General features: G+C 63.5%; 18 protein-coding genes. 14 read left to right on the top strand and 4 right to left on the bottom strand.

All coding sequences use genetic code 11. The features are described 5' to 3' along the window. Nucleotides 1–2: 2 nt before the first annotated feature. Nucleotides 3–2,075, bottom strand: coding sequence for a TonB-dependent receptor (locus tag AC16HO_RS02765; RefSeq protein WP_395643888.1), 2,073 nt, complete (start codon nt 2,073–2,075; stop codon nt 3–5). On the opposite strand from AC16HO_RS02765, the gene AC16HO_RS02760 reads away from it, so the two are divergent. The 8 genes from AC16HO_RS02760 (at nt 2,059) to AC16HO_RS02725 (ending at nt 11,779) form a co-directional block, all read left to right on the top strand. Next, a complete protein-coding gene (locus tag AC16HO_RS02760) occupies nt 2,059–2,379 on the top strand; it encodes a hypothetical protein (protein WP_395643887.1) in 321 nt (106 codons plus the stop codon). The two genes, AC16HO_RS02765 and AC16HO_RS02760, sit on opposite strands and share 17 nt — an antisense overlap. Before the next feature lie 259 nt (nt 2,380–2,638). Further along, nucleotides 2,639–3,997, top strand: coding sequence for a spinster family MFS transporter (locus AC16HO_RS02755; RefSeq protein WP_395643954.1), 1,359 nt, complete (start codon nt 2,639–2,641; stop codon nt 3,995–3,997). Between the two features lies 1 nt (nt 3,998). Continuing rightward, complete coding sequence (locus AC16HO_RS02750) at nt 3,999–6,080, top strand: 3-hydroxyacyl-CoA dehydrogenase NAD-binding domain-containing protein (RefSeq protein ID WP_395643886.1); 2,082 nt, start codon at nt 3,999–4,001, stop codon at nt 6,078–6,080. A gap of 23 nt (nt 6,081–6,103) precedes the next feature. Continuing rightward, complete coding sequence (locus AC16HO_RS02745; protein WP_484335281.1) at nt 6,104–7,282, top strand: acetyl-CoA C-acyltransferase; 1,179 nt, start codon at nt 6,104–6,106, stop codon at nt 7,280–7,282. A gap of 106 nt (nt 7,283–7,388) precedes the next feature. Next, on the top strand, nt 7,389–7,892 hold the full coding sequence (locus tag AC16HO_RS02740) for a MaoC family dehydratase (RefSeq protein ID WP_395643885.1): 504 nt from the start codon (nt 7,389–7,391) through the stop codon (nt 7,890–7,892). Next, nucleotides 7,889–9,055, top strand: coding sequence for an acyl-CoA dehydrogenase family protein (locus tag AC16HO_RS02735; RefSeq protein ID WP_395643884.1), 1,167 nt, complete (start codon nt 7,889–7,891; stop codon nt 9,053–9,055). Before AC16HO_RS02740 ends, AC16HO_RS02735 begins: the two co-directional genes overlap by 4 nt. A 9-nt stretch (nt 9,056–9,064) precedes the next feature. Beyond that, on the top strand, nt 9,065–10,186 hold the full coding sequence (locus AC16HO_RS02730) for an acyl-CoA dehydrogenase family protein (RefSeq protein WP_395643883.1): 1,122 nt from the start codon (nt 9,065–9,067) through the stop codon (nt 10,184–10,186). Nucleotides 10,187–10,315: 129 nt separating this feature from the next. Continuing rightward, on the top strand, nt 10,316–11,779 hold the full coding sequence (locus tag AC16HO_RS02725; RefSeq protein ID WP_395643882.1) for a DUF1254 domain-containing protein: 1,464 nt from the start codon (nt 10,316–10,318) through the stop codon (nt 11,777–11,779). 83 nt (nt 11,780–11,862) lie between these two features. On the opposite strand, the gene AC16HO_RS02720 is transcribed toward AC16HO_RS02725, so the two are convergent. Continuing rightward, entirely contained in the window at nt 11,863–12,003 is a 141-nt protein-coding gene (locus AC16HO_RS02720; protein WP_484335280.1) for a hypothetical protein, read from the bottom strand. Between AC16HO_RS02720 and AC16HO_RS02715 the strand changes: the two genes are divergently transcribed. From AC16HO_RS02715 to AC16HO_RS02695, 5 genes are all read left to right on the top strand, one after another. Continuing rightward, entirely contained in the window at nt 12,002–12,946 is a 945-nt protein-coding gene (locus tag AC16HO_RS02715) for a GntR family transcriptional regulator (protein ID WP_395643880.1), read from the top strand. The genes AC16HO_RS02720 and AC16HO_RS02715 overlap by 2 nt on opposite strands. A gap of 121 nt (nt 12,947–13,067) precedes the next feature. Beyond that, nucleotides 13,068–14,336 (top strand): CaiB/BaiF CoA transferase family protein, encoded by a 1,269-nt coding sequence (locus tag AC16HO_RS02710; RefSeq protein WP_395643879.1) that lies wholly within the window; start codon nt 13,068–13,070, stop codon nt 14,334–14,336. Between the two features lie 253 nt (nt 14,337–14,589). Then, nucleotides 14,590–14,922: a helix-turn-helix domain-containing protein gene (locus tag AC16HO_RS02705; protein ID WP_484335279.1), complete on the top strand. Its 333-nt coding sequence runs from the start codon at nt 14,590–14,592 to the stop codon at nt 14,920–14,922. Then, a complete protein-coding gene (locus AC16HO_RS02700) occupies nt 14,919–16,178 on the top strand; it encodes a type II toxin-antitoxin system HipA family toxin (RefSeq protein WP_395643877.1) in 1,260 nt (419 codons plus the stop codon). Before AC16HO_RS02705 ends, AC16HO_RS02700 begins: the two co-directional genes overlap by 4 nt. Before the next feature lie 280 nt (nt 16,179–16,458). Next, on the top strand, nt 16,459–16,782 hold the full coding sequence (locus AC16HO_RS02695; protein WP_395643876.1) for a hypothetical protein: 324 nt from the start codon (nt 16,459–16,461) through the stop codon (nt 16,780–16,782). A gap of 118 nt (nt 16,783–16,900) precedes the next feature. On the opposite strand, the gene AC16HO_RS02690 is transcribed toward AC16HO_RS02695, so the two are convergent. Together AC16HO_RS02690 and AC16HO_RS02685 are read right to left on the bottom strand one after the other, a co-directional pair. Beyond that, a complete protein-coding gene (locus AC16HO_RS02690; RefSeq protein WP_395643875.1) occupies nt 16,901–17,308 on the bottom strand; it encodes a hypothetical protein in 408 nt (135 codons plus the stop codon). Nucleotides 17,309–17,321: 13 nt separating this feature from the next. Further along, on the bottom strand, nt 17,322–18,950 hold the full coding sequence (locus AC16HO_RS02685) for a Kelch repeat-containing protein (protein WP_395643874.1): 1,629 nt from the start codon (nt 18,948–18,950) through the stop codon (nt 17,322–17,324). 195 nt (nt 18,951–19,145) lie between these two features. Between AC16HO_RS02685 and AC16HO_RS02680 the strand changes: the two genes are divergently transcribed. Next, on the top strand, nt 19,146–21,164 hold the full coding sequence (locus AC16HO_RS02680; protein WP_395643873.1) for a winged helix-turn-helix domain-containing protein: 2,019 nt from the start codon (nt 19,146–19,148) through the stop codon (nt 21,162–21,164). The last annotated feature ends 114 nt before the right edge of the window (nt 21,165–21,278 follow it).

Below are 21,278 nucleotides of genomic sequence, written 5' to 3'. Positions count from 1 at the left end.
GATCAGAACTCCTTGCGCAATTCGATGCCGAACGTGCGCGGCTCACCGGGGAAGCCGCTGTAGTTCCCCGCCTGTGCCGTCGTGGCGATGATCACGTTGTAGTAGTGTCGATCCGTGAGATTTCGGGCCCACAGCGATGCCGAGAACCCATTCTGCCAGCTCATTCCCACCCGGGCGTTGAGCAAGGCATAGCCACCTTGCAAGAAATGCGGATCCTGTCCCGAACCGGTGTTGACCTGACTTTGGTAACGCGCACTGGCCGAAGCGAACAGCACCTTGGCCCCGATAGGCTGGCGCACGTTGAAGCTCAAGCTCGCGGCATTGCGCGGCGCATTGGTGAGCGGCTTGCCGCGGAACGTGGGATCCACGGCATCCTGTCCGTAGGTGGCATCGTCGTACGTGTAACTCCCCTTGAGTGAATAGCCGGGCGCCAGGTACCACACGCCTTCGAGTTCGACGCCCTTGGTCGTGGCCGATGCGGCGTTGGAAATGACCAGGTACGAGCCATTGAAGGTGTTGAGCTGCAAGTCCGTGTAGTTGGCCACGAACGCGGTGGCACGCAGGTCGAAATTGTGGACGAGCCCTGGCAACTTCAGGCCGGCCTCGTAGTTCTTGACCGACTCCGGGCCGAACGTGGTGCCGGTGTCGATGCCCTTGCTGGGATTGAGATTGATTCCGCCAGCCTTGAAGCCATTGGAAAAGCTGACGTAGAAAACGCCGCCGTTGCCCACGCTCTTGCTCAAGCTGGCGGTTCCCAACGTGCGGCTGTCGTCGTAGCTGGCATCGTAACGCGGCACCGCGCAAAGCAACTGGGCGGCGGCGGGAACCTTGGGGTCTGTACAGGAAGGCACGTTGGTCGTCGCATAACCCCAACCGTCCTTGTTCCCTTGAAGATAGCGCAGACCCAAAGTCAGGTCGATGCCATGATCGAAATGCACGATGTTGTGCGTGTAGATGGATTCCGAATGACCGGATTGCTGGCTGTAGGCGGTGCTGCCGGTGTCCGCCGGATAGCGCTGCGGCGGTACCTTGGGCGGCACCGAGTTTGTAATGTACGCATTGGTGTCGGGACCAAAAAGCTGCTCGTTGAAGAACGAGATGTCCTGGTTGTCGTAGTACATGCCAGCCAGCCAGTCCACACGTCCCGCGTTGCCTTGCAACGAGAAATCGGCAGTGCGCGATTTGGTATCCGTGGACTGCCCGGGATTGTGCAGGATCGACAGATCGGTTCTATCGCCATCCGCCGCCTGCAAGGTTTCCGAGTTGTAGTCGCTGATCAGTAACTTGGCGATGCCCCAGTCGCGGTTCCATTTCAGCTCGGCGCTACCACCGGACATCGTGAGGTTGGCAATCGTCGGGTCGCTCAGGGCGACCTGGTCGTAGCTCGGCGCTGGCACCAGGTGCGCACCCAATGCGGTCAACAATTCGGCCTTGGGACCATAAAGTACGAACGGCGCGGCGCAACACGTCTCGCGCTTGCGCACGTGATCGGCGATCAGGCGCATGGAAAATCCATCGCTGGGTTGCCAAAGTGCCTGCGCGCGTGCCGACCAGCGATTGCGGTCGTTATAGGTGTCGCCGTTGACGATGTCGTCGATGAAGCCGTCGCGTTCGTTGTAACGGGCGGACACGCGTACCGCCAGCGTCTTGCTCAGCGGCCCACTGACCACGCCGGTAAACGTCCGGCTGTCGTAATTGCCAACTTGCACGTCCGCCATCGCTTCCGGATCGAACGTGGGCGCATTGGTGCGGATGTTGATCACGCCGGCAGAGGTGTTCTTGCCATACAACGTGCTTTGCGGGCCGCGCACGACCTCGATCTGGTTGATGTCGTAAAGATCCTGCAGGGCAAGGCCGGCATTGGCCTGGTACACGCCGTCGACGAACACGCCGACAGCGCCCTCGAGACCGGCATTGTTGCCGGTTGTACCAACACCGCGAAGACGCAACACACCGCCCTGTTCCTCGCTGGTGGATGTACTGATGGCAAGCGATGGCACCAGCATCGGCAACGATTGGGTGTCGGGGATATTGCCCGCCCTTAGCGCTTCGCCCGAGATGGCCGTCACCGCCACAGGCACAGTGTCGATCGCTTCGTTGCGCCGCGTCGCCTGCACGGTGATGGGGGCAAGCGTCACGTCTTCCGCGGATTCCTTCTTTTTCCCTTCGCTGTTCTTCGGCGCCGTGTCGTTCGACGTAGAGGCTTGCGTACCCGATGCCGTCGAAGTTTGTGCAACAGCCGAATTCGCCGATGCGGAATCGTCGGCGCGCGCGGCAACGGGCATCGCCATCAGGATTGCGCCGGCAAGTGCGCAGGCGACACCGCCGAAAAACATACTCTTGTGCATGACGTCCCCTCCCGATGAGACATTGGTTTAAATGCGCGGATGTGAGCAGCGGTTCCCTTGCGAAATCGATTCGCCGCCGTCACCACCGTCGTTCAGCGTGACGGGGCGATGGCGCGAACTTTCTGGCACCCGGCGTGAGCCGTGAGCATTCTTACGCTCTGTCGACGGAATAGTCAACATTCTGTCGACACTTTACGGTATGCTCGGTTTGGTGCCAATATCGTCGAGCGCCGCGAACAGCGCACGGCAAACGACCTTGTCGCAACCTGCACTGGCAGAAAATTCACGTGATGAACCCACCGGCAACCCGTTCACCCCAGTTCCCGTCGCATGAGCCCACCGATCCGGGTTCGCGCACCGCACGGCAGGCCTGGATCATCGTCGCGCTGTTGCTCGGCGCGTACGTGATCTCGTTCCTGGACCGGCAGATCCTCGCCTTGATGGTCAAGCCGATTCGCGCGGATCTGGGCATCAGCGACACGCAGATGAGCTTGCTGATGGGCATCGCGTTTTCGCTGTTCTACAGCCTGTTCGGCATTCCGATCGCGCGCCTGGCAGATCGCTTCAGCCGGCGCGGCGTGATCGTTTCGGGCATGGCGTTATGGTGCCTGGCCACGGCGATGTGCGGCTTGGCGCAGCGTTACCTGAGTCTGTTCCTCGCGCGCGTGGGCGTAGGCGTGGGCGAGGCCGCACTGTCGCCGGCGGCGTATTCGCTGATCTGCGATTACTTCCCGGCGGAAAAGCGCGCTTCGGCGATCAGCTTGTACTCGACCGGCACCAGCGTCGGCGCGGGCCTGGCGCTTTTGGCCGGCGGCGCGCTGATCCATTTCGCACCCGCCCTCGATCTGCCACTGATCGGCGCGATCAAGCCATGGCAAACGGTATTTCTTGTCCTGGGCGCGATCGGGCTGCTGTACTGCCCGCTGCTGCTGTTGATACGCGAACCCGCGCGCCGCCAGGACGACATCGCGAAAGCCACCGAAAAACTACAACTGCGCGCCGTGCTCAGCTCCAACAAGCGCACGCTCACCTTGCACCATTTGGGCTTTGCCGTATTCATGCTGGCCGCTTATGGCAGCGCCGCATGGGTGCCGGTGTACTTCATGCGCGTGCAGGGCTGGACGCCGGCGCACGTCGGTCTGGTGTACGGAATCGTCATCGCCGTGTTCGGCACGCTCGGCATGATCGTCGGCGGATCGATCGCCGACCGATTGTTTCGACGCGGCCGCATCGCCGCCTGCTTGCAGGTGAGCTCGATCGCCGCGTTGGTATCGATTCCGTTCGCGGTGGGCGTCGTGTTCGCCGGCGACATCCGCGTGCAGGTGATATGCCTGGCAATTGCGACCTTCACCTTCAACGTGCCGATCGGCCTAGGACCTGCGGCGATCCAGGAAATCGTTCCGACGCGGGCACGGGCGCAGACGTCGGCTATCTTCCTGCTGGTAGTCAACCTGGTCGGGCAGGGACTGGGGCCTACCGCAGTGGCGCTTTTCACCGATCACGTCTTCGGTCGTGATGCCGCGGTCGGCTTGTCGCTGATCGCGGTCAACGTCGGCGCGCTGTTGCTCGCCGCACTGCTGCTGGCGCTCGCCTGCGGCCCTTACCGCGAGAGTTATCGCCGTCTTCGTGCTTCTTCTTCGGGAATCTGAAATGGCTGTCGACTATGCCCTGCGCGATGGCGTTGCCATCCTCACGTTGCACAACCCGCCGGTCAACGGCTTGAACCTGGCCTCGCGGCGCGCACTGGTGGAGCTGCTGGATCGCGTCAACGAGGACGCACACGTCAAAGCCATCGTGGTCACCGGCGATGCCCGGGCGTTTTCCGGCGGCGCCGACATCCGCGAGTTCAACACACCACTGGCAAGCCGGGAGCCGACCCTGCCGAGCGTGATTGCCGCATTCGAGAAAAGCAGCAAGCCCACCGTCGCCGCCATCGAAGGACTGGCGCTGGGCGGTGGGCTGGAACTCGCGCTCGGCATGAACTTTCGCGTCGCCGCCGCAAACGCGCAAATCGGCCTGCCCGAGGTCAAGCTCGGCATCCTGCCTGGCGCCGGCGGCACCCAGCGCCTGCCACGCGCGGCGGGATTGGAGTTCGCTTTGAACATGATCGTCTCCGGCGCGCCGATGCGCGCAACGGATCTGGCCGGCACGCGCCTGTTCGATCGCGTCGTCGACAGTGACGTCGTGCGGGCGGCCACGGTGCTTGCCGTTGAGAAAGCGCGCAGTGGCGAGTTGCCACGCGTGCGCGACTGGCAGATCGAACATCCGAACGCGGAAGGATTCCTTGGCTTCGCCCGCACGCAGGCGCAGGCGCTGTCGGCGCGCTATCCGGCGCCGCTGAAGTGCGTGGAGGCGCTCGTCGCGGCGGTGAAGCTGCCGTTCAATCAAGGCATCGCGGTGGAGCGCGAATCCTTTGGACTGCTGGTGACTTCGCCGCAATCCAAGGCACTTCGCCATGGATTTTTCAGCCAACGCGCTGCGGCCAAGGTCGCTGACATCGGCGCCGACGTCGCGTTGCGCGAGATCAAGCGCGTCGGCGTGATCGGCGCGGGCACCATGGGCGGCGGCATCACGATGAATTTTCTCAACGTTGGCATGCCGGTGACTTTGCTGGAGGCGAAGCAGGAAGCGCTCGATCGCGGCCTGGCAACGATCCGCAAGAATTACGAGAACAGTGCGAAGAAGGGCAAGCTCACCGCGCAGCAAGTCGAGCAACGCATGGCGCTGATCACGCCGGTGCTCGGCTACGACGCGCTGAAAGACGCTGATTTGATCATCGAGGCGGTGTACGAGGATTTCGCCGCGAAGCAGGCGGTGTTCGAGCAGCTCGACAAAGTCGCCAAGTGCGGCGCGATTCTCGCCAGCAACACCTCCACGCTGGACGTGAATCGCATTGCCGCCACGACCGCGCGCCCGCAAGACGTGCTCGGCATGCACTTCTTCAGCCCGGCGAATGTGATGACCCTGCTCGAGGTGGTGCGCGGCAGCGCGACGGCCAAGGACGTGCTGGCCACGACGATGGCGCTGGCGAAGAAGATCGGCAAGACCGCGGTCGTCTCCGGCGTGTGCGATGGCTTCATCGGCAATCGCATGATCGAGCAGTACGGTCGCCAGGCCGGTTTCCTGCTCGACGAAGGCGCGCTGCCGGCACAGGTCGACCGCGCCGCCGAAGCATTCGGCTTCGCGATGGGCCCGTTCCGCATGAGCGACCTGGCCGGCAACGACATTGGCTGGGCGGTACGCAAGCGGCGTGCCGTCGAGCATCCGGAAATCACCTACAGCAAGACCGCCGACAAACTCTGCGAGCTTGGCCGCTTCGGCCAGAAGGTCGGCAAGGGCTGGTACGACTATCGTCCCGGCGACCGCACGGCGCGCCCCGCGCCCGAGGTCGATGCCATGATCGAGCGCAATTCGGCGGAACTTGGCATCGCGCGCCGCAAGATCAGCGATGAGGAAATCGTCGAGCGTCTGGTCTACGCCCTGGTCAACGAAGGCGCGCAAATCCTCGAAGACGGTATCGCCGCCAAGGCCTCGGATATCGATGTGGTCTATCTCACCGGCTACGGGTTCCCGGCATGGCATGGCGGGCCGATGTTCTACGCCGACAGCGTCGGGCTCTACAACGTGCTCGCCGCCATGCGCCGCTACGCCCATGGCTATCAGGGTGCGGCATGGCAACCCGCGCCGCTGCTGGCGCGATTGGCCGAATCCGGCGAATCGTTCAACCCCTGACTACGCGCATCGGAACCCTGCCCATGAAAGAAGCCGTCATCGTTTCCACCGCGCGCACGGGCCTGGCCAAAAGCTGGAAGGGTGCGTTCAACATGACCCACGGCGCCACACTCGGCGGACATGTGGTGCAGCACGCGGTTGCGCGCGCCGGCATCGATCCGGTCGAGGTCGAGGACGTGCTGATCGGCTGCGCCAACCCCGAAGGCGCCACCGGCGCCAACATCGCGCGCCAGATCGCGCTGCGCGCCGGATTGCCGGTCAGCGTGCCGGGGGCGACCGTGAACCGGTTTTGTTCCTCCGGTTTGCAGACCATCGCCATCGCCGCGCAACGCATCCTCGCCGGCGAAGGCCAGGTGTTCGTCGCCGGCGGCGTGGAAAGCATCTCCTGCGTGCAGAACGAAATGAATCTGCACATGCTCACCGAAGGCTGGCTGGCGGCGCACATCCCCGCGATCTACTGGCCGATGCTGCGCACGGCGGAAGTCGTGGCAGAGCGCTATGGCATTGCGCGGCAAGCCCAGGACGAGTACGGCGTGCTCAGCCAGCAACGCGCGGCCGCGGCGCGTGCGGCGGGCCGCTTCGATGCGGAGATCGTGCCGATCACCACCCTGGCCGGCTTCGTCGATGCCGCCTCCGGGCGCGTGGGCACGCGCGAGGTGACGTTGGGCGAAGACGAAGGCATTCGCCCGGATACCACTTACGAGGGCGTGGCAAAAATCCGCGCCGCTCTGCCCGGAGGCGTGATCGCTGCAGGCAATGCGAGCCAGTTTTCCGATGGCGCCGCCGCGGTCGTGATCATGGACAGCACACTTGCGCAGCAACGCGGATTGCAGCCGCTGGGGGCTTTCCGTGGTTTCGCGGTCGCCGGTTGCGAACCGGACGAAATGGGCATCGGCCCGGTATTCGCAGTACCCAAGCTGCTCAAGCGCGCGGGGCTGAAGGTGGACGACATCGATTTGTGGGAACTCAACGAAGCCTTTGCGGTGCAGGTGCTGTACTGCATCGACAAGCTTGGCATTCCGCTTGAGCGACTCAACGTCGACGGCGGCGCCATTGCGGTCGGGCATCCCTACGGCGTCAGCGGCACGCGCCTGGTCGGACACGCGCTGATCGAGGGCAAGCGTCGCCGCGCCCGGTACGCGGTGGTGACGATGTGCGTGGGCGGCGGCCAGGGAGCGGCCGGTTTGTTCGAGATCGCATGATCGTTGTGCAAGCCAGCGGACATTTCACGGCAATGAATCGGGCATCGACACCCTACACATGGAACTTTCAATGCACTCCGACCCGGCAACCGCGGTGAGCGCCGCCATGCCCGCCATCGCAAGCCGCGATGACCTGCCCGCCTGGATCGGCAAGCAGGTCGCGTGCAGCGACTGGCTGGAAATCTCGCAGCGCTGCATCGACGCCTTCGCCGAAGCAACCGGCGACAAGCAGTGGATCCACGTGGACGCGGCACGTGCGGCGCGCGAGTCGCCGTACGGAGCGACGGTGGCGCACGGCTATCTCACGCTGGCATTGCTACCGCGTTTGTTCGAATCGAGCTTGCGCATCGAAAACGTCGGCCTCGTCATCAACTACGGGCTCGACAAGGTGCGCTTCCCCGCGCCGGTACTCGCCGGGCAACGCGTGCGCGGACGGCTCGTACTCGAGGATGTCGTCGCACATGACGCCATCATGCAGGTGCGCTGGCTCGCCACGGTGGAGATCGAAAACGGCGCGAAGCCGGCTTGCGTTGCGCAGTTGTTGACTCGCTACTACCCCGCCCCGCCCGACGCTGTGCCGGGCAGCGACCGCCGTGGGAAGATTCCATGAACCTCGACTTTGATCCGCTGCAACTGGCCTTCCGCGACGAACTGCGCGCATTCCTGCGCGACAATCTGCCGGATGATATCCGCGAACGCGTCGCGAACCGCGACCATCGAAACGTGCGCGAGGACATCATCCGCTGGCAGAAGATCCTGCATCAACGCGGCTGGGGTGCGCCGGCGTGGCCCGTGGAGTTCGGTGGGCCGGGCTGGAGCAAGCCGCAGCAGTACATTTTCGATATCGAGTGCGCATTGGCCGATGCGCCTGAACAGCTTGCGTTCGGACTGAAGATGGTGGCGCCCGTGCTCATGCGCTACGGCAATGCCGAGCAGCAACGCCGGTTCCTGCCGCGCATCGTCGCCGCCGACGACTGGTGGTGCCAGGGCTACTCCGAACCCGGCGCCGGGTCCGACCTGGCCTCGCTGCGCACGCGCGCCGAGCGCTCGGGCAACGCCTACGTCGTGAATGGACAAAAGGTCTGGAACACCATGGGCCAGTTTGCCGATTGGATATTCTGCCTGGTGCGCACCGATGCCCGCGGCAAACCGCAGCAGGGCATTTCATTCCTGCTGATCGACATGCGCACGCCCGGCATCCGGGTGCAGCCGACACGCCTGCTCGACGGCAGCCACGAAGTCAACGAAATCTGGTTCGACAACGTGCACGTCCCGGTGGAAAATCTTGTCGGCGAGGAAAACCGCGGCTGGACCTACGCCAAATACCTGCTCGGTCACGAACGCAGCAACGTCGCCGGCATCGGCGCCATCAAGCGCGAACTGCTGCGCCTGAAACAGATCGCGGCGGCGCAAAACGGCGCGGCAGCACCATTGCTGCAAGACGCGGTGTTCGCCACCCGCATCGCACAAGTCGAAATCGAACTGCGCGCGCTGGAAATCACCAGTTTGCGGACGATGTTCGAGGCCGAGAGGAATTCCGCGCCGGGACCGGAAGCTTCGATTCTGAAAACGCGGGGTACTGAGATCCGCCAGCGCATTTCCGAATTGCAGATCGATGTGCTCGGCGCGGCGGCCCTGGTGCTCGATCCGAAAATCGACGGCGATGTTCCGCGCGCGACATTGGACTATCTCAACTTGCGCAAACTGTCGATTTTCGGCGGATCGAACGAGATCCAACGCAACATCATCGCGCAACGGATCCTCGGATTGTAGGAGCGGATCATGGACTTCTCCTTTAGCCAAGAGCAGCAGTTGTTGCTGGACGCGACACGGCGCTTCGTCAGCGAGCGCTATCCGTTCGAATATCGCCAGAGCGTACGCGCCAGCACCGAAGGCTGGTCGCGGCAGACCTGGGAGCAACTGGCGGATCTGGGCCTGCTCGCGCTGGCCATACCCGAGGGCGACGGCGGCATGGGCGGCGGCCCCGTCGAAACCATGCTGGTGTGCAACGCGACAGGGGCGGGCCTTTTGCTCGAACCATTCATGGACAGCGCGATCGTGGCAACCCGCGCGATCGTCGAACTGGCTTCGCCTGAACAGCGGCAGCGCTGGTTGCCGTCGATGGCGGCAGGCAAGACGATCGCGGTGCTCGCGCACGATGAACCTGCAAACGACGCTGACGCGCTCGACGTGCAAACGCGCGCGCGGCGACACGCCAACGGCTGGCGGCTGGAAGGAAGCAAGCCACTCGTCTATCACGCGCCGGCGGCGGATTTGTTGCTGGTCTCGGCACGCGGCGAAGACGAAATCGTCGGATTGTTTGCCGTGCCGGCGGGATCGCCGGGATTGCGTTGCCTGCCGCGCAAGACCGTGGACGACCAGTGTGCCGCCGAGGTGAGGCTCGACGGCGTTGATGTGGATGCCGGCGCACGACTGGGAGGCGACGCGCGCGGCGGACTGCGCAACGCACTCGACGCCGGCCTCGCCGCGCTGTGCGCGGAGGCCTTTGGCGCCATGGACAAGGTTTTCGCCACGACGGTCGAGTACTGCCGTTCGCGCACGCAGTTCGCGGCGCCGATCGGCAGTTTCCAGGCGTTGCAGCACCGCATGGCGGACATGTTGATGCGCCTGGAAGAGGCGCGTTCGATGTCGTACCTGGCGGCATCGGCGTGTGTCGATCCAAACCCGGCCTCGCGGCGCGCGGCGCTGAGCGCGGCCAAGGCGCTGATGGGCCAGTGCGCCCGCTACATCGGCCAGCAGGCCGTGCAGCTGCACGGCGGCATGGGCATGACCGATGAACTCGACGTCAGCCACTGCTTCAAGCGCCTGCTGGCGTTTGAGCTGCGCGGCGGCACCACCGATCGCCATTTGCGCGACTACCGGGTGCAGATGCAGGCGGCCTAGCCGGAGGGCCAATTCCGGAATGCTGTATTGTGTCGACTTGTTTTTGCATTATTGTCGACAATATTGAATGCCTGGTCGATTCATGCGAGTATGCATCGGCACGAATCGAACTGTCCTTTGGAGGCATGCATGAACATCCACTCGAATCATTGCCTGTGCGCCTGTGCCGCTGCTCTATTGATCGCCTCGGCGTCGTTGCGTGCGCAAGACAAACCGGAAGCGCCGGCTCCAGCGACATCGGCGAACGCGCCATCACATGCGGCAAAAGCGTCGGCCATGACGCTCGATCAGGCGCGCGAAGAATATGCCTATGCCATCGGCATCGAGGCCTATATTTACAGCTATCCACTGGTCCAAATGTACCGAGTTCGCTATCAGCGGCTGTTCGATCCAAACGAGGGAAAGGCATCACGCTTGAACGAGTTCTATAACGTACGTCACTTGCTGGACTACAAGTTCACCGGTGTCGTTGCCCCCAATAACGACACCTTGTATTCGACCGCGTGGCTGGACCTTGCGAAGGAACCGATGGTGCTTGAGGTGCCCGCAAGTCCCGGGCGCTACTACGTCATGCAGTTCATGGACTTCTACACCAACAACTTCGCCCTGGTGGGCACGCGCACCACCGGCTCCAAGGCCGGCACCTACGTCATCGTCGGGCCCGACTGGAAGGGCGAACTGCCCCAGGGAGTGAAGCGCATCGACTCGCCCACCAATGCGGTGTGGCTGCTCGGTCGTACCCTGGTGGACGGGCCGGAGGACCTGGCCGCCGTACATGCGCAACAGGATCTTTACAAGCTGATTCCGTTGAGCAACTGGCGCGACAAGACCGCGCCGAAAGCGCACGCAGTGCCGGAAATGAGACCGTACAAGTTGGACAAGCCGTTGCAGTTCTTCGAGTTCGCGGATTTGGCATTGCACGAGAACCCGCCACCGGCACGCGAAGCGGCGCTGATGAGCGTGTTCGGCGAAGTCGGCGTCGGACCAGACAAGACATTCACGACTGCCGGCATGTTTCCCGCCACCGTGCGCGGCCTGACCCGTGCCGTCGAGGATGGCGAAAAAATCATTGCCGCCAATCGCAGGCACAGTGCGCCGGTCAATGGTTGGCGACCGCCGTCGCCGAATTCTGGCAGATATGGCGACGACTACCTGCTGCGGGCGGTAACCGCCAAGTACGCACTGGCCGCGCTCAATCCGGACGAAGACTACACTTTCGCGCTGGGCATGGGTGGCAATAACGCAATGAACGGTGACCACGACTACGTGCTGCGCTTCGAGAAAGGTCAATTGCCGCCGGTGAATGCATTCTGGTCGTTGACGATGTACCACGCACCGAACCTGTTTCTGGTCGACAATCCCATTCATCGCTATTCGATCGGCGATCGTACTCGCGGATTGAAGTACGGCAAGGATGGATCATTGACGATCTACATCCAGCACGATTCGCCGGGACCGGACAAGGAATCGAATTGGCTTCCCGCGCCCGCGGGGCCGTTTGCGATCGGCTTGCGCTGCTACAGCCCCAGCCAGGCGATCACCTCGGGCGCCTGGAAGCCGCCCGCGATCGATACCGTGGAGGCACCGCACTGAGCGCAATCGTGCAGGCGTGCGCTGCCCGGCAACGCACGCCTGCACGCTATTGTCGACAATCATTCCTGTAGACTACATGCGTTTCACGGCGTCGCGAAATTGGCATCCGTCGTCCACGCGCCATCGCGCGGCAGCGGAACGAACATCGATGCGTGCTGCTGCATTTCGCGATTGTGAAATTGCTTTCGAAAATCTCGCATACGCAGGATCGTCGTCATCGCCATGAACCAGCAATCCAAGCGCAAAGGACAATCGGTGCGGAAAGCACAGCCCAAGAGCACGGGCACAAATGCCAAGGCGCGATTGGTGGAAAAGGTCATGTGGCAGCTTTCGCGCGACATCCTGCAGGGTGTGTACGCCCCTGGCGACAGCATCCGCGAACCCGAAGTCTCCAAGCGCCTGGGTATCAGCCGTGCGCCGGTTCGCGATGCGCTGCGGACGTTGGAGCACGAAGGCATGGTCGAGAGCATTCCCTGGCGCGGCGCACGCGTCATCAACCCGTCGCTGGAAGAAATCGCCGATTTGTTCGATCTGCTGGCCGCCGTCGACGGCGTGGTCGTGCGGCTGGCGGCGCGCTGCGCGGATGAGGGCGATCTGCGCCGCTACAGCCAGGGCGTGGACGAGTTCAGGCGCGAAGTGGAAAGCCCGAATCCGGACTTCTTCGAGCTCATTCGCCTGAGCTACCAGGCCGCTGAAATCCTGGTTTCCAGTTGCGGCAGTTCGATGGTTGCGAATTTTGCGCGCCGTATCGGCCGTCCCGCGTATTGGCTACACCGCTTCCTGATTCCGGCGCCCACGCGCTGGATCCAGCAGGCGCTGGCAAACCACAAGGCGCTGGCGAGCGCCCTGCTCAGTCGCGACGAAGCCCGCTCGGAGCGCTGCGCGCGCATGCTGGTGATGCACACCAAGCGCCTCATCCTCGCCCGTGCCCGCGACATCGAACTGGCGCAAGGCATCCTTCGCCGCACCCAGTTTGCGGCGCCCAACCAGCGCACCGCGCGGTCCGGTGGCGAACCGCGGCGCACCGATGCCGTGCGGTCGCCGAAGGCGCTGCGTTTGTCCGCTCCAGCGGACGGTCTTCGCCTTCGCTCGTTCTCCCGCGAGCAGGCTTCGCGCAAGCCGGCGCGCACCGCGCGTGCCTTGCGCGCCGGCTCTCGAAAGGGCTGATCTGGATGCGGTGCCGGCCGGCGCAAGCGGCACCGTCGACCCGTTCGGCCGCGAACGCGGCATGCGCATTGCCGAGTGATGCTTGCGCACAATCCCATGCGCAGGTGCAAGAAGGCCACGCATGAGCCCTTCGCCATCGCCCACGTTCGGACCGCTCGCCGGGTGCCGGGTCCTGGAGCTGTGCACGACCATCGCCGGACCGGTGTGCACGCGCCTGCTGGCGGACTTCGGCGCCGAGGTGATCAAGGTCGAACCGCCATCGGGCGATCCGGCCCGAGCGCTGGGTTTCAGCGATGACGGCGTGTCGCTGACGGGCGTGACGCTGATGCGCAACAAGCGCGCGGTAATCATCGATCTCAAGGCGCCCGGCGGACGTGATCTGGTCCTCGACCTGGCGGCGAAATGCGACATCGTGGTCGAAAACTTCCGCCCCGGTACGCTGGAGCGCTTGGGATTGGGTTACGAGGACATGCGCCAGAAGAACCCGGGCCTGATCCTGACCCGCATATCCGGCTATGGACAAACCGGACCGGACCGGCACAAGGCCGGATACGGTGCCATTTGCGAGGCCTTCGGCGGCATCCGCCACCTGACCGGGGATCCGGATCGCCCACCCGCGCGCGTGGCGGTGCCGATCACCGACTATGTCAGCGCGTTGTATGCGGCATTCGGCACGATGCTGGCCCTGCTCGAAAAACAGCGCAGCGGTCGCGGCCAGGTGGTCGACACGGCGCTTTACGAGGCCGCGTTCAGCATGATGGAGACCTCCGTCCCTGCCTACGACCGCCTTGCGCTCGTCCCCAATCGGCTCGGTACCCGCCTGCCGGCGATGGCGCCGAACAATCTGTACCTGGCGCACGACGGGACATTCGTATTGATCGCTGCCAACAGCCAGAACGTCTACCAGCGGTTGTGCCGAGCGATGGATCGCCCCGACCTGATCGACGATCCGCGTTTTGCGACCATCCGTTCACGCTGGGAACACGTCGATGCGCTGGATGCCATCATCGGCGAATGGGTCGGCAGCCGCGCGGCCGCCGATGTCGAGACGACGCTCGAGGCAGCCAACGTACCCACGTCGCGCGTGCTCACGCTGCCGGATATTTTCGACAACGCCCACTACCGGGCGCGCGAGATGCTGCTATCCGTGCCGCACGCGCGGCTGGGTTCGGTGGCGCTCGCCGGGATAGTGCCCAAATTGTCGACGACACCCGGCGAAGTGCGCTGGGCCGGGCCGGAGGCCGGCAGCGACACGCGCCGCGTGTTGCATGATCTTCTCGGACTGGATTCGGCCACGCTGGATCGGCTTCAGGCCGATGGGGTGATCGTGAACCATGCGCCATCCGATGACGCCCCGCGCATGAACGAACACCCGTCGCCAATGGAATGACCGTTGCTTGCGACGGAGCAACCAGGCTTGGCGCCATTCATTGCGACCCGCATCGGCTCATCGAGGCCGAGAATCGTCGGCCCCGTCACGTCCACTGAAGAAGTACAAGGACACCGGAACACGAGTGAAGCCTGTCCAATCTGGTGAAGCGACGGGATGCGTGGACGATTCGGGTTGACAAATTTCGAAGATCCAACACTAAAGCATCATATCATTGACGTTACATATCATTACGTATACGATATGTGACATCATGCCAAGAACCTCCCCAGCCCTTCTGCCCCGCCTCAACCGCCTGCTGCGCGGGCTGGGAGCCAATCTTCGCCGCGCGCGCCTGCGCCGCGCGTATACGGCGCAAGTCGTGGCTACCCGCGCGGGCATCACTCGCGCAACGCTGCTGCGCGCCGAGCGTGGCGAGTCCGCCGTCGCATTGGGCATTTACGCGCGTGTGCTGCAAGCGCTCGGCCTTGAAGCCGATCTCGAATTGATTGCCGCCGACGACAAACTGGGATTGAAGTTGCAGGATGCCACCCTCGGCGAACGCGTGCGCGCGCCGCGGCGCAAGCGACATCCGATTCCGCCATGAGCCGCGGAATCGACACGGTTGAAGTCCATGCCGATCTCGACTGGCTGGCAACACCTCGACGAATGGGCTGGCTGCATCACCGTAGCGGCGGCAAGACTGCGGTGTTTTCGTTCGAATACGATTCGGCCTGGCTGGCGAATCCCGATGCTTTCGCCTTTGATCCTGACCTAGCGCTTGTCTCCGGTACTCAATACCCACCCGTCGACCGCGCCAACTTCGGCATATTTCTGGATTCCGCACCGGACCGCTGGGGCCGCGTGCTGATGCAACGCCGCGAAAATGGACAAGCGCTCGCCGACAAGCGCCGTCCGCACGTGCTTGGAGAATGGGATTTCCTGCTTGGCGTGCATGATGAAACCCGAATGGGCGCCTTGCGATTTCGCATCGGCGATGGTCCTTTCCTCGACGCCAATTCGATGCAGGCGGCGCCTCCACTGACCTCATTGCGCGAATTGGAGACAGCGAGCCTTCGATTCGAGGCGCGCGACGATGCTCACGACAAACCGGCAGACCTGCGCTGGTTGTCGCAACTGATCGCGCCCGGCAGTTCGCTGGGTGGTGCGCGGCCCAAGGCCTCCGTACGCGACGAAGACGGCAGGCTGTGCATCGCCAAATTTCCGAGTCGACAGGACACACGCGATGTCGGCGCATGGGAACTCGTGGCGCATCGTCTGGCTGCCAAGGCCGGCATTCAAGTGCCCGCGACGCGGGCGTTACACTTGGGCACTGTTGGCACAACGTTTCTCGCCGAGCGCTTTGACCGCACACTGCAAGGCAGACGGCGCGCGTTCGTGTCGGCGATGACGTTGACCCAGCGCAAGGATGGCGAGCCGGGCGCGAGTTACCTGGAATTGGTGGACCTATTGCAATCTCGCGGAGCGGACACCCGCGTGGACTGCGAAGAGCTTTTCCGGCGCGTGCTGTTCGGCATCTCGATCCACAACGTGGACGACCATCTGCGCAACCATGGCTTCATCCTGACGCCAACGGGATTGCGGCTATCGCCCGCCTACGACATCAATCCCGTACCGGATCGCGACGAGCTGACGCTTGCAATCAACGAGACGGACACGCACTGCGACGTCGATATTGCGATGCGTGCTGCGCGTGATTACGGACTGACGGCCAAGCGTGCCGATGCCATTCTCGTGCAAGTGCGCGAAGCGGTATCGGGATGGCGACGCGTGGCAACGTCGCTGAAAATCCCGAAGTCGGAGCAAGCTTTGATGGCGTCGGCGTTCACGCCGGTTGCGTGACGAACGTGATACGCTGATCACTGGCGCAAATGAATTCTTGCCAAGCTTCGCGCGCCGAATTCACGTTGAAGTCGCCTCAAGCCCGTACCAACGAACCACAACTGTTTGATTTCCCAATCCCTGCGCCCAATCCATCATCGGCGCGACGCACAGAGCCCAAGGGTTGAGCGCCGCAGTTTGACTGGGTTTTTGGCCGATTTCGCTTACCACAGAATCCCCGTTTTTCCTTGCCGTTACCAACCTCGTTGCACCGTCGTTGGACCATACGAGGCATGGTCCAATGAAAATCGGACGCCGCGGCAAGTCTTGGCGCGTCATTATACGGCGCAAGGGCGAGCCAACCCGGTCACAGACGTTCCCCACGAAGGCCCAGGCCGAGATCTGGGGCCGGCGCATCGAGACGGAGATCTTCGATCGGCGCGCCACCCGCGCCGTCCTGGCCGATTCCAAGACGCTCGGCGACTTGGTCGACTGGTACGTTGGCGAGCTCTCGCCAATCGGCCGCACGAAGGCCGCGGACTTACGGCGGCTGAAGACCTGCGCTATCGCCGAACGCGTGGCCAGCACGCTGCGCACGCCCGACTACGTGCGTCACGCCGAATAGCGACGCAAGGGCGGGTCGAAGGCTTGCACCGCCTCCGTCTATCCCGGAGACTGCGCGAAAGGGGTGGTTGAATTTCCTGCACCCTGCTGGGCTCCCATGCGATCGCCGTGCGGCCGAACTATCGTCCGGCAACGCGCTGCATACCCAGCCACAACAAGGTGAAAAGCGCGATGAAACTTGGAATGCCAAGGCGCAAATCCAATATCCAATCCAGCGCCAGGCTTTTGAGGAACGGTGTGAATCTTTGCAGTGGTATTTCCATCTCGCTACCGTCGGCGCGCTGGAACACGCAGACGATGCCTTCCTCGTGACGATAGTCCCAGGTTTTTGTGCCGGCGTAGGCCAAGCCTTGCGCATGGCCGTAAAAGCGGCATGCGGGAACGACGATGGACAAATTCACATAGCTACTGACTGCGACTGCAGCGAGTATCGCCGCCGCAACCAGTATGGCCGTATTGCGCCGCCCGTGCCGACCCGCCAAAAAATGTGCGGTAGCCGGCCCATCATCGTTGCCCTGCCCGATCATCGGAGCGCTCGGCTTATTTGCAACCACGCATGACGACTCCACAGACTACGAACAACACCGCTAGCAGGACGAGCATCCCGTTCCCCAGCATCGGGGCAGACACCGTACTGGGCGTGCTGCCGCCGGTGACGGTCGCGCGCAGTGCAAACGTGTAGTTCGGCGTCGCGGGGTCGTCGCTGGCGATGGTGATGGTCGTGTTGTAGACACCGGGTGCGGAGGCATTGAACGTCGTGGTGAACGTGCGGCTCGCTCCGCTGGCGAGGGTGCCGAGTCCACCGCTGATGATAAAGGCGCCGTTGCTGCTGGCGATGCTCGCTATCGTCACATCGCCGATCGCGCTAGGCTTGTGTGCATTCTCCGACGGCGCAGTCATTGAGCCCGGTCCCACCGAACTTGGCGCATTGAACAAGGTAAAGGTGCGAGTGACCGGCACGCCTGCTGCGACACTTCCGAAGTCGGTACCATCGAGCGTGCTGGCGACCGTGGCGCCAGGCACAATATTGTAGCCGTTGCCGGAAACGCTCAGATGCGCGGCGGGCGCGGGCGGCCCGCCATCGAACAGTTCCGCGCTGGCGCGAACTGCGCTGCCGGCAGACGAGCCACCGGCAACCAGCACCTTGCCGGAAAGCAACCGTGTGGACATGGTCGGGCCGGAGCGACTCTCGCTTAGACTGCCCATGCCAGCCCATGCGTTCAAAGCGGGGTAGAACACTTCGGCGCTGGCCAGAAAGCTCGTCGAAAATCCGCCAACCACCAGTACCTCGCCCGTCGCGAGCACAGTAGCTGTGTGATAGAACCGTGGCGTGTTGAGGGGAGCTTGCACGGTCCACACATCGACATCCGGATCGTAGAGCTGAGTGGCATTGACGGCACCGCCATTTTGTCCGCCTGCAAGCAGCACCTTGCCGGATGGTAGCAAGCTCGCGGTGTGAAACTGCACAGCGGTGGGAAGATTGGCCGCGGCGCTCCACGAGTTGGTTGCCGGGGCGTACAAATGGGCACTGTTCGCGGGGCTGCCGAGAACGTTTCCACCGGCAATCAGCACGTTGCCATTGCCCAGTAGCGTCGCGGTATGCCGGGTTCGCGCGCTGTTGAGCGGGCTGGCGGCTGTCCACGAATTGGTCGCGGGATCGTACAGCTCGACCGCCGCCAATGCGGCTGGACCCACCCCGTCGCCGCCAACCACCAGTACCTTGCCCGAGGGCAGCAAGGTCGCGGTATGGATATAGCGCGCCGTGAGCAGAGTCCCGGCCGCGCTCCAGGTGTTGCTGGCCGGATCGTACAGTTCGGCGCTGGCCAGCGGGCCACCGCCGCCGAAACCACCGGCAACCAGAACCTTGCCCGAAGCCAGCAGGGTAGCCGTGTGATTGTGACGTGGCTTGGTCAGACTTCCCGCCGCGCTCCAGGTGTTGCTGATCGGATCGTACAGTTCGGCGCTGGCCAGTGTGACCGAGCCGGCGTCGAAACCCCCGACAACGAGCACCTTGCCCGACGCCAACCGCGTGACCGTGTGGTCTGCGCGTGCAACGGACATGCTCGCGGCGAGACTCCATGGTGCTGCGGCGGCCACCGTCGTACACGACAGGGCGAGGAGGAGGTAGGCGATCAGCGCGGCCGCAAGGTAGGAGCGATGGACTGGCATGACGATCTCTGAATGGGGTAAACGGTCGATGGCTCGCCGCACAACACTCGGCACTGCGTTGCGAGCGCGGTGAAATTGGCCGATTCGCGCGCGAATGTCCTTGCCTGCCCTTCGTTTTTTTGTCGTTTTTTTGTTGCCTCTCTCCGCCGTGCGGGCAGCACGCTACTATCGCGGCGAAACTGCAAGGATCCCGGTGTGCCCACGGACTCCCCCAACGTCTACGTATTCGGCCCTTTCCTGCTCGATTTGCGGGAGCGCCGCCTGCTCTGCGATCGGGCCCCGGTCGACGTTCCGCCGAAGGTCTTCGATGCGTTGGCGCTGCTGCTCGAATGCGCTGGGCAACTGGTGACGAAGGACGACTTCTTCGCGCGCTTGTGGCCGCGCTCGGTCGTATCCGAAACCAATCTGAACAAGATCATCTGGCAGGTGCGCCGGGCTTTGTCCGACGAGAGGGGGGCGTATGTCCAGACCGTGCCGAAACGGGGATATCGCTTTGTCGGAGACGTACAAACGCAGGATGGCGACGCAGCGTCGGCGCATTCGACTCCCTCTTTGCCGCCGGCGACCGATACGCGCGAACCTGTCGAACAGGAAGCTCCGAATCCGGCTAATACGTCCGACGAGATGGCCGCGCGTGTCGATGCCGGCGCTGTGGCAGGTCGCGCTTCCTGGGCAGCACGTTATCGGCGGGCGATGCTGGTCGGCTTGCCGGCATTACTAGCAATGTATTTCGTCGCCGTGCCGGTTCTGTCGCGCCGGCAACCGGCACCGTACGCTGCCTCGCCTACTGCCGTTTCGACTGCGCCATCGGTCGCGCCCGCGACGACGAGCTCTCTGATCGTGCTGCCGTTTCGCACTTCAGGTGGCGACGCCGCCGATCGCGCATTCACCGACAGTCTCGGCGAGGAATTGATCGCATTGCTCGCACGCATCGACGGCTTGCATGTCGTCGCACCACCGTCGGCGGGCTTCGGTCCGAACGGCGAAAACAGCCTCGCGGCAACGGCGCGCCGACTTGGCATCCGCTATGCCATCGAGGGAAGCGCGTGGCGCGAGTCCGACCAGTTGCGCGCAACGGTGCGCCTGGTCGAAATCGCTTCTGCCGAGGTGCTCTGGAGCGAATCATTCGAGCGTGTCGGGAGCGAGTCCCGCGCGCTCGAACGCGACGTGGCGCAGGCGGTGGCGACAGCATTGGCGTTGAAACTTTCCGTCGGCATGCAAAACGAGCTTGCGCGCAGGGACGATGCGCAATGGTATCGGCGCTATCTGCAGGCACGGCATGGGCTGCGCCGCGATGTGGCGCAATGGAAACAAACGGTCGCCGATTTCCGCGCACTGATCGCCGACGCGCCGACCTACGCACGCGCGCACAGCGGCTTGGCACTGGCATTGACCCAACCCTCGTACGCGGATGAAGCGCAAGCACGCAAGATGCGGGTCGAAGCCGAGGCGCATGCGCAGATCGCATTGAAGCTCGATCCCGCGCTTGCGGACCCTTACGCGGTGCTCGCCGATGCGAAGTGCCGCAATGCCGAGTGGGAATCCTGCATCGCCCTGACTCGCCATGCGCTTGAACTGGCGCCCGCGGATACCACCCTGCGCACCTGGTACGCGCGCAGGTTGACGACGCTCGGCTACGTGGAGCAAGCACTGGCGGAAATGGAAACGGCTTACAGCTACGATCCGTTTTCCGTCGAGGTCGCCTTCATGCTCGCACACACTCTGGACACGCTCGGTAGGCACGAGGATGCCGCGCGCTACTATTCGAACGTGGTGCCGAAAAAGCAGACTGCGCTGTGGTTCAACGCCGTCTGGCGCAACGAGTTGAAAGAAGCGCGCAAGTGCGTCGTCGACGATCCGCGCTGGCGCGACTCCTATCTCGCCATACTCGACGCGCTGGAAAATCCGTCGTTGTGGCCCGCGGCACGCGCGCGCATCCGTGCAGCTGAACGGCCAGACGACGGGCAGTCCAACTGGGGGCGCGTGTTTGACCCGCGGCCAGACATTCCCGGCGACATCGCCATGCTCGAACAAGTCTGGCGCAAAGGCGCGTCGAGTATGAGTTCCATGCTTTGGAATCCGGAATTGGCCAATCATCGCCGCCATGCCGCGTTCGGCGACTACCTTCGGCGCACTGGGATCATCGAATACTGGCGCGCGCACAGCTGGCCGCAACAATGCCGCCCTGCGGGAGAAGCTGCGGCATGCGATTAGCGGTGCTGCGGTTTCTGCAACCACGTCGTCATCTGCCGTTGCCACTTTGCCCGCGTGCGCGAAGTCGGCAACGCACCGCTGGACGCGCATTGCCTACCCGCGGAAACGCAGACG

The organism is Rudaea sp. (assembly GCF_057139185.1).
Note: the sequence above shows the minus strand (reverse complement) of the source record. Positions and strands in the feature narration are given on the sequence as shown.

What these genes read in the sequence shown, in the direction of transcription:
- AC16HO_RS02760 (WP_395643887.1), top strand. Translation starts at nt 2,059, where the DNA reads ATGGCCGTCACCGCCACAGGCACAGTGTCGATCGCTTCGTTGCGCCGC.
- AC16HO_RS02755 (WP_395643954.1), top strand. Translation starts at nt 2,639, where the DNA reads ATGAACCCACCGGCAACCCGTTCACCCCAGTTCCCGTCGCATGAGCCC.
- AC16HO_RS02750 (WP_395643886.1), top strand. Translation starts at nt 3,999, where the DNA reads ATGGCTGTCGACTATGCCCTGCGCGATGGCGTTGCCATCCTCACGTTG.
- AC16HO_RS02745 (WP_484335281.1), top strand. Translation starts at nt 6,104, where the DNA reads ATGAAAGAAGCCGTCATCGTTTCCACCGCGCGCACGGGCCTGGCCAAA.
- AC16HO_RS02740 (WP_395643885.1), top strand. Translation starts at nt 7,389, where the DNA reads ATGCCCGCCATCGCAAGCCGCGATGACCTGCCCGCCTGGATCGGCAAG.
- AC16HO_RS02735 (WP_395643884.1), top strand. Translation starts at nt 7,889, where the DNA reads ATGAACCTCGACTTTGATCCGCTGCAACTGGCCTTCCGCGACGAACTG.
- AC16HO_RS02730 (WP_395643883.1), top strand. Translation starts at nt 9,065, where the DNA reads ATGGACTTCTCCTTTAGCCAAGAGCAGCAGTTGTTGCTGGACGCGACA.
- AC16HO_RS02725 (WP_395643882.1), top strand. Translation starts at nt 10,316, where the DNA reads ATGAACATCCACTCGAATCATTGCCTGTGCGCCTGTGCCGCTGCTCTA.
- AC16HO_RS02715 (WP_395643880.1), top strand. Translation starts at nt 12,002, where the DNA reads ATGAACCAGCAATCCAAGCGCAAAGGACAATCGGTGCGGAAAGCACAG.
- AC16HO_RS02720 (WP_484335280.1), bottom strand. Translation starts at nt 12,003, where the DNA reads ATGGCGATGACGACGATCCTGCGTATGCGAGATTTTCGAAAGCAATTT.
- AC16HO_RS02710 (WP_395643879.1), top strand. Translation starts at nt 13,068, where the DNA reads ATGAGCCCTTCGCCATCGCCCACGTTCGGACCGCTCGCCGGGTGCCGG.
- AC16HO_RS02705 (WP_484335279.1), top strand. Translation starts at nt 14,590, where the DNA reads ATGCCAAGAACCTCCCCAGCCCTTCTGCCCCGCCTCAACCGCCTGCTG.
- AC16HO_RS02700 (WP_395643877.1), top strand. Translation starts at nt 14,919, where the DNA reads ATGAGCCGCGGAATCGACACGGTTGAAGTCCATGCCGATCTCGACTGG.
- AC16HO_RS02695 (WP_395643876.1), top strand. Translation starts at nt 16,459, where the DNA reads ATGAAAATCGGACGCCGCGGCAAGTCTTGGCGCGTCATTATACGGCGC.
- AC16HO_RS02690 (WP_395643875.1), bottom strand. Translation starts at nt 17,308, where the DNA reads ATGATCGGGCAGGGCAACGATGATGGGCCGGCTACCGCACATTTTTTG.
- AC16HO_RS02685 (WP_395643874.1), bottom strand. Translation starts at nt 18,950, where the DNA reads ATGCCAGTCCATCGCTCCTACCTTGCGGCCGCGCTGATCGCCTACCTC.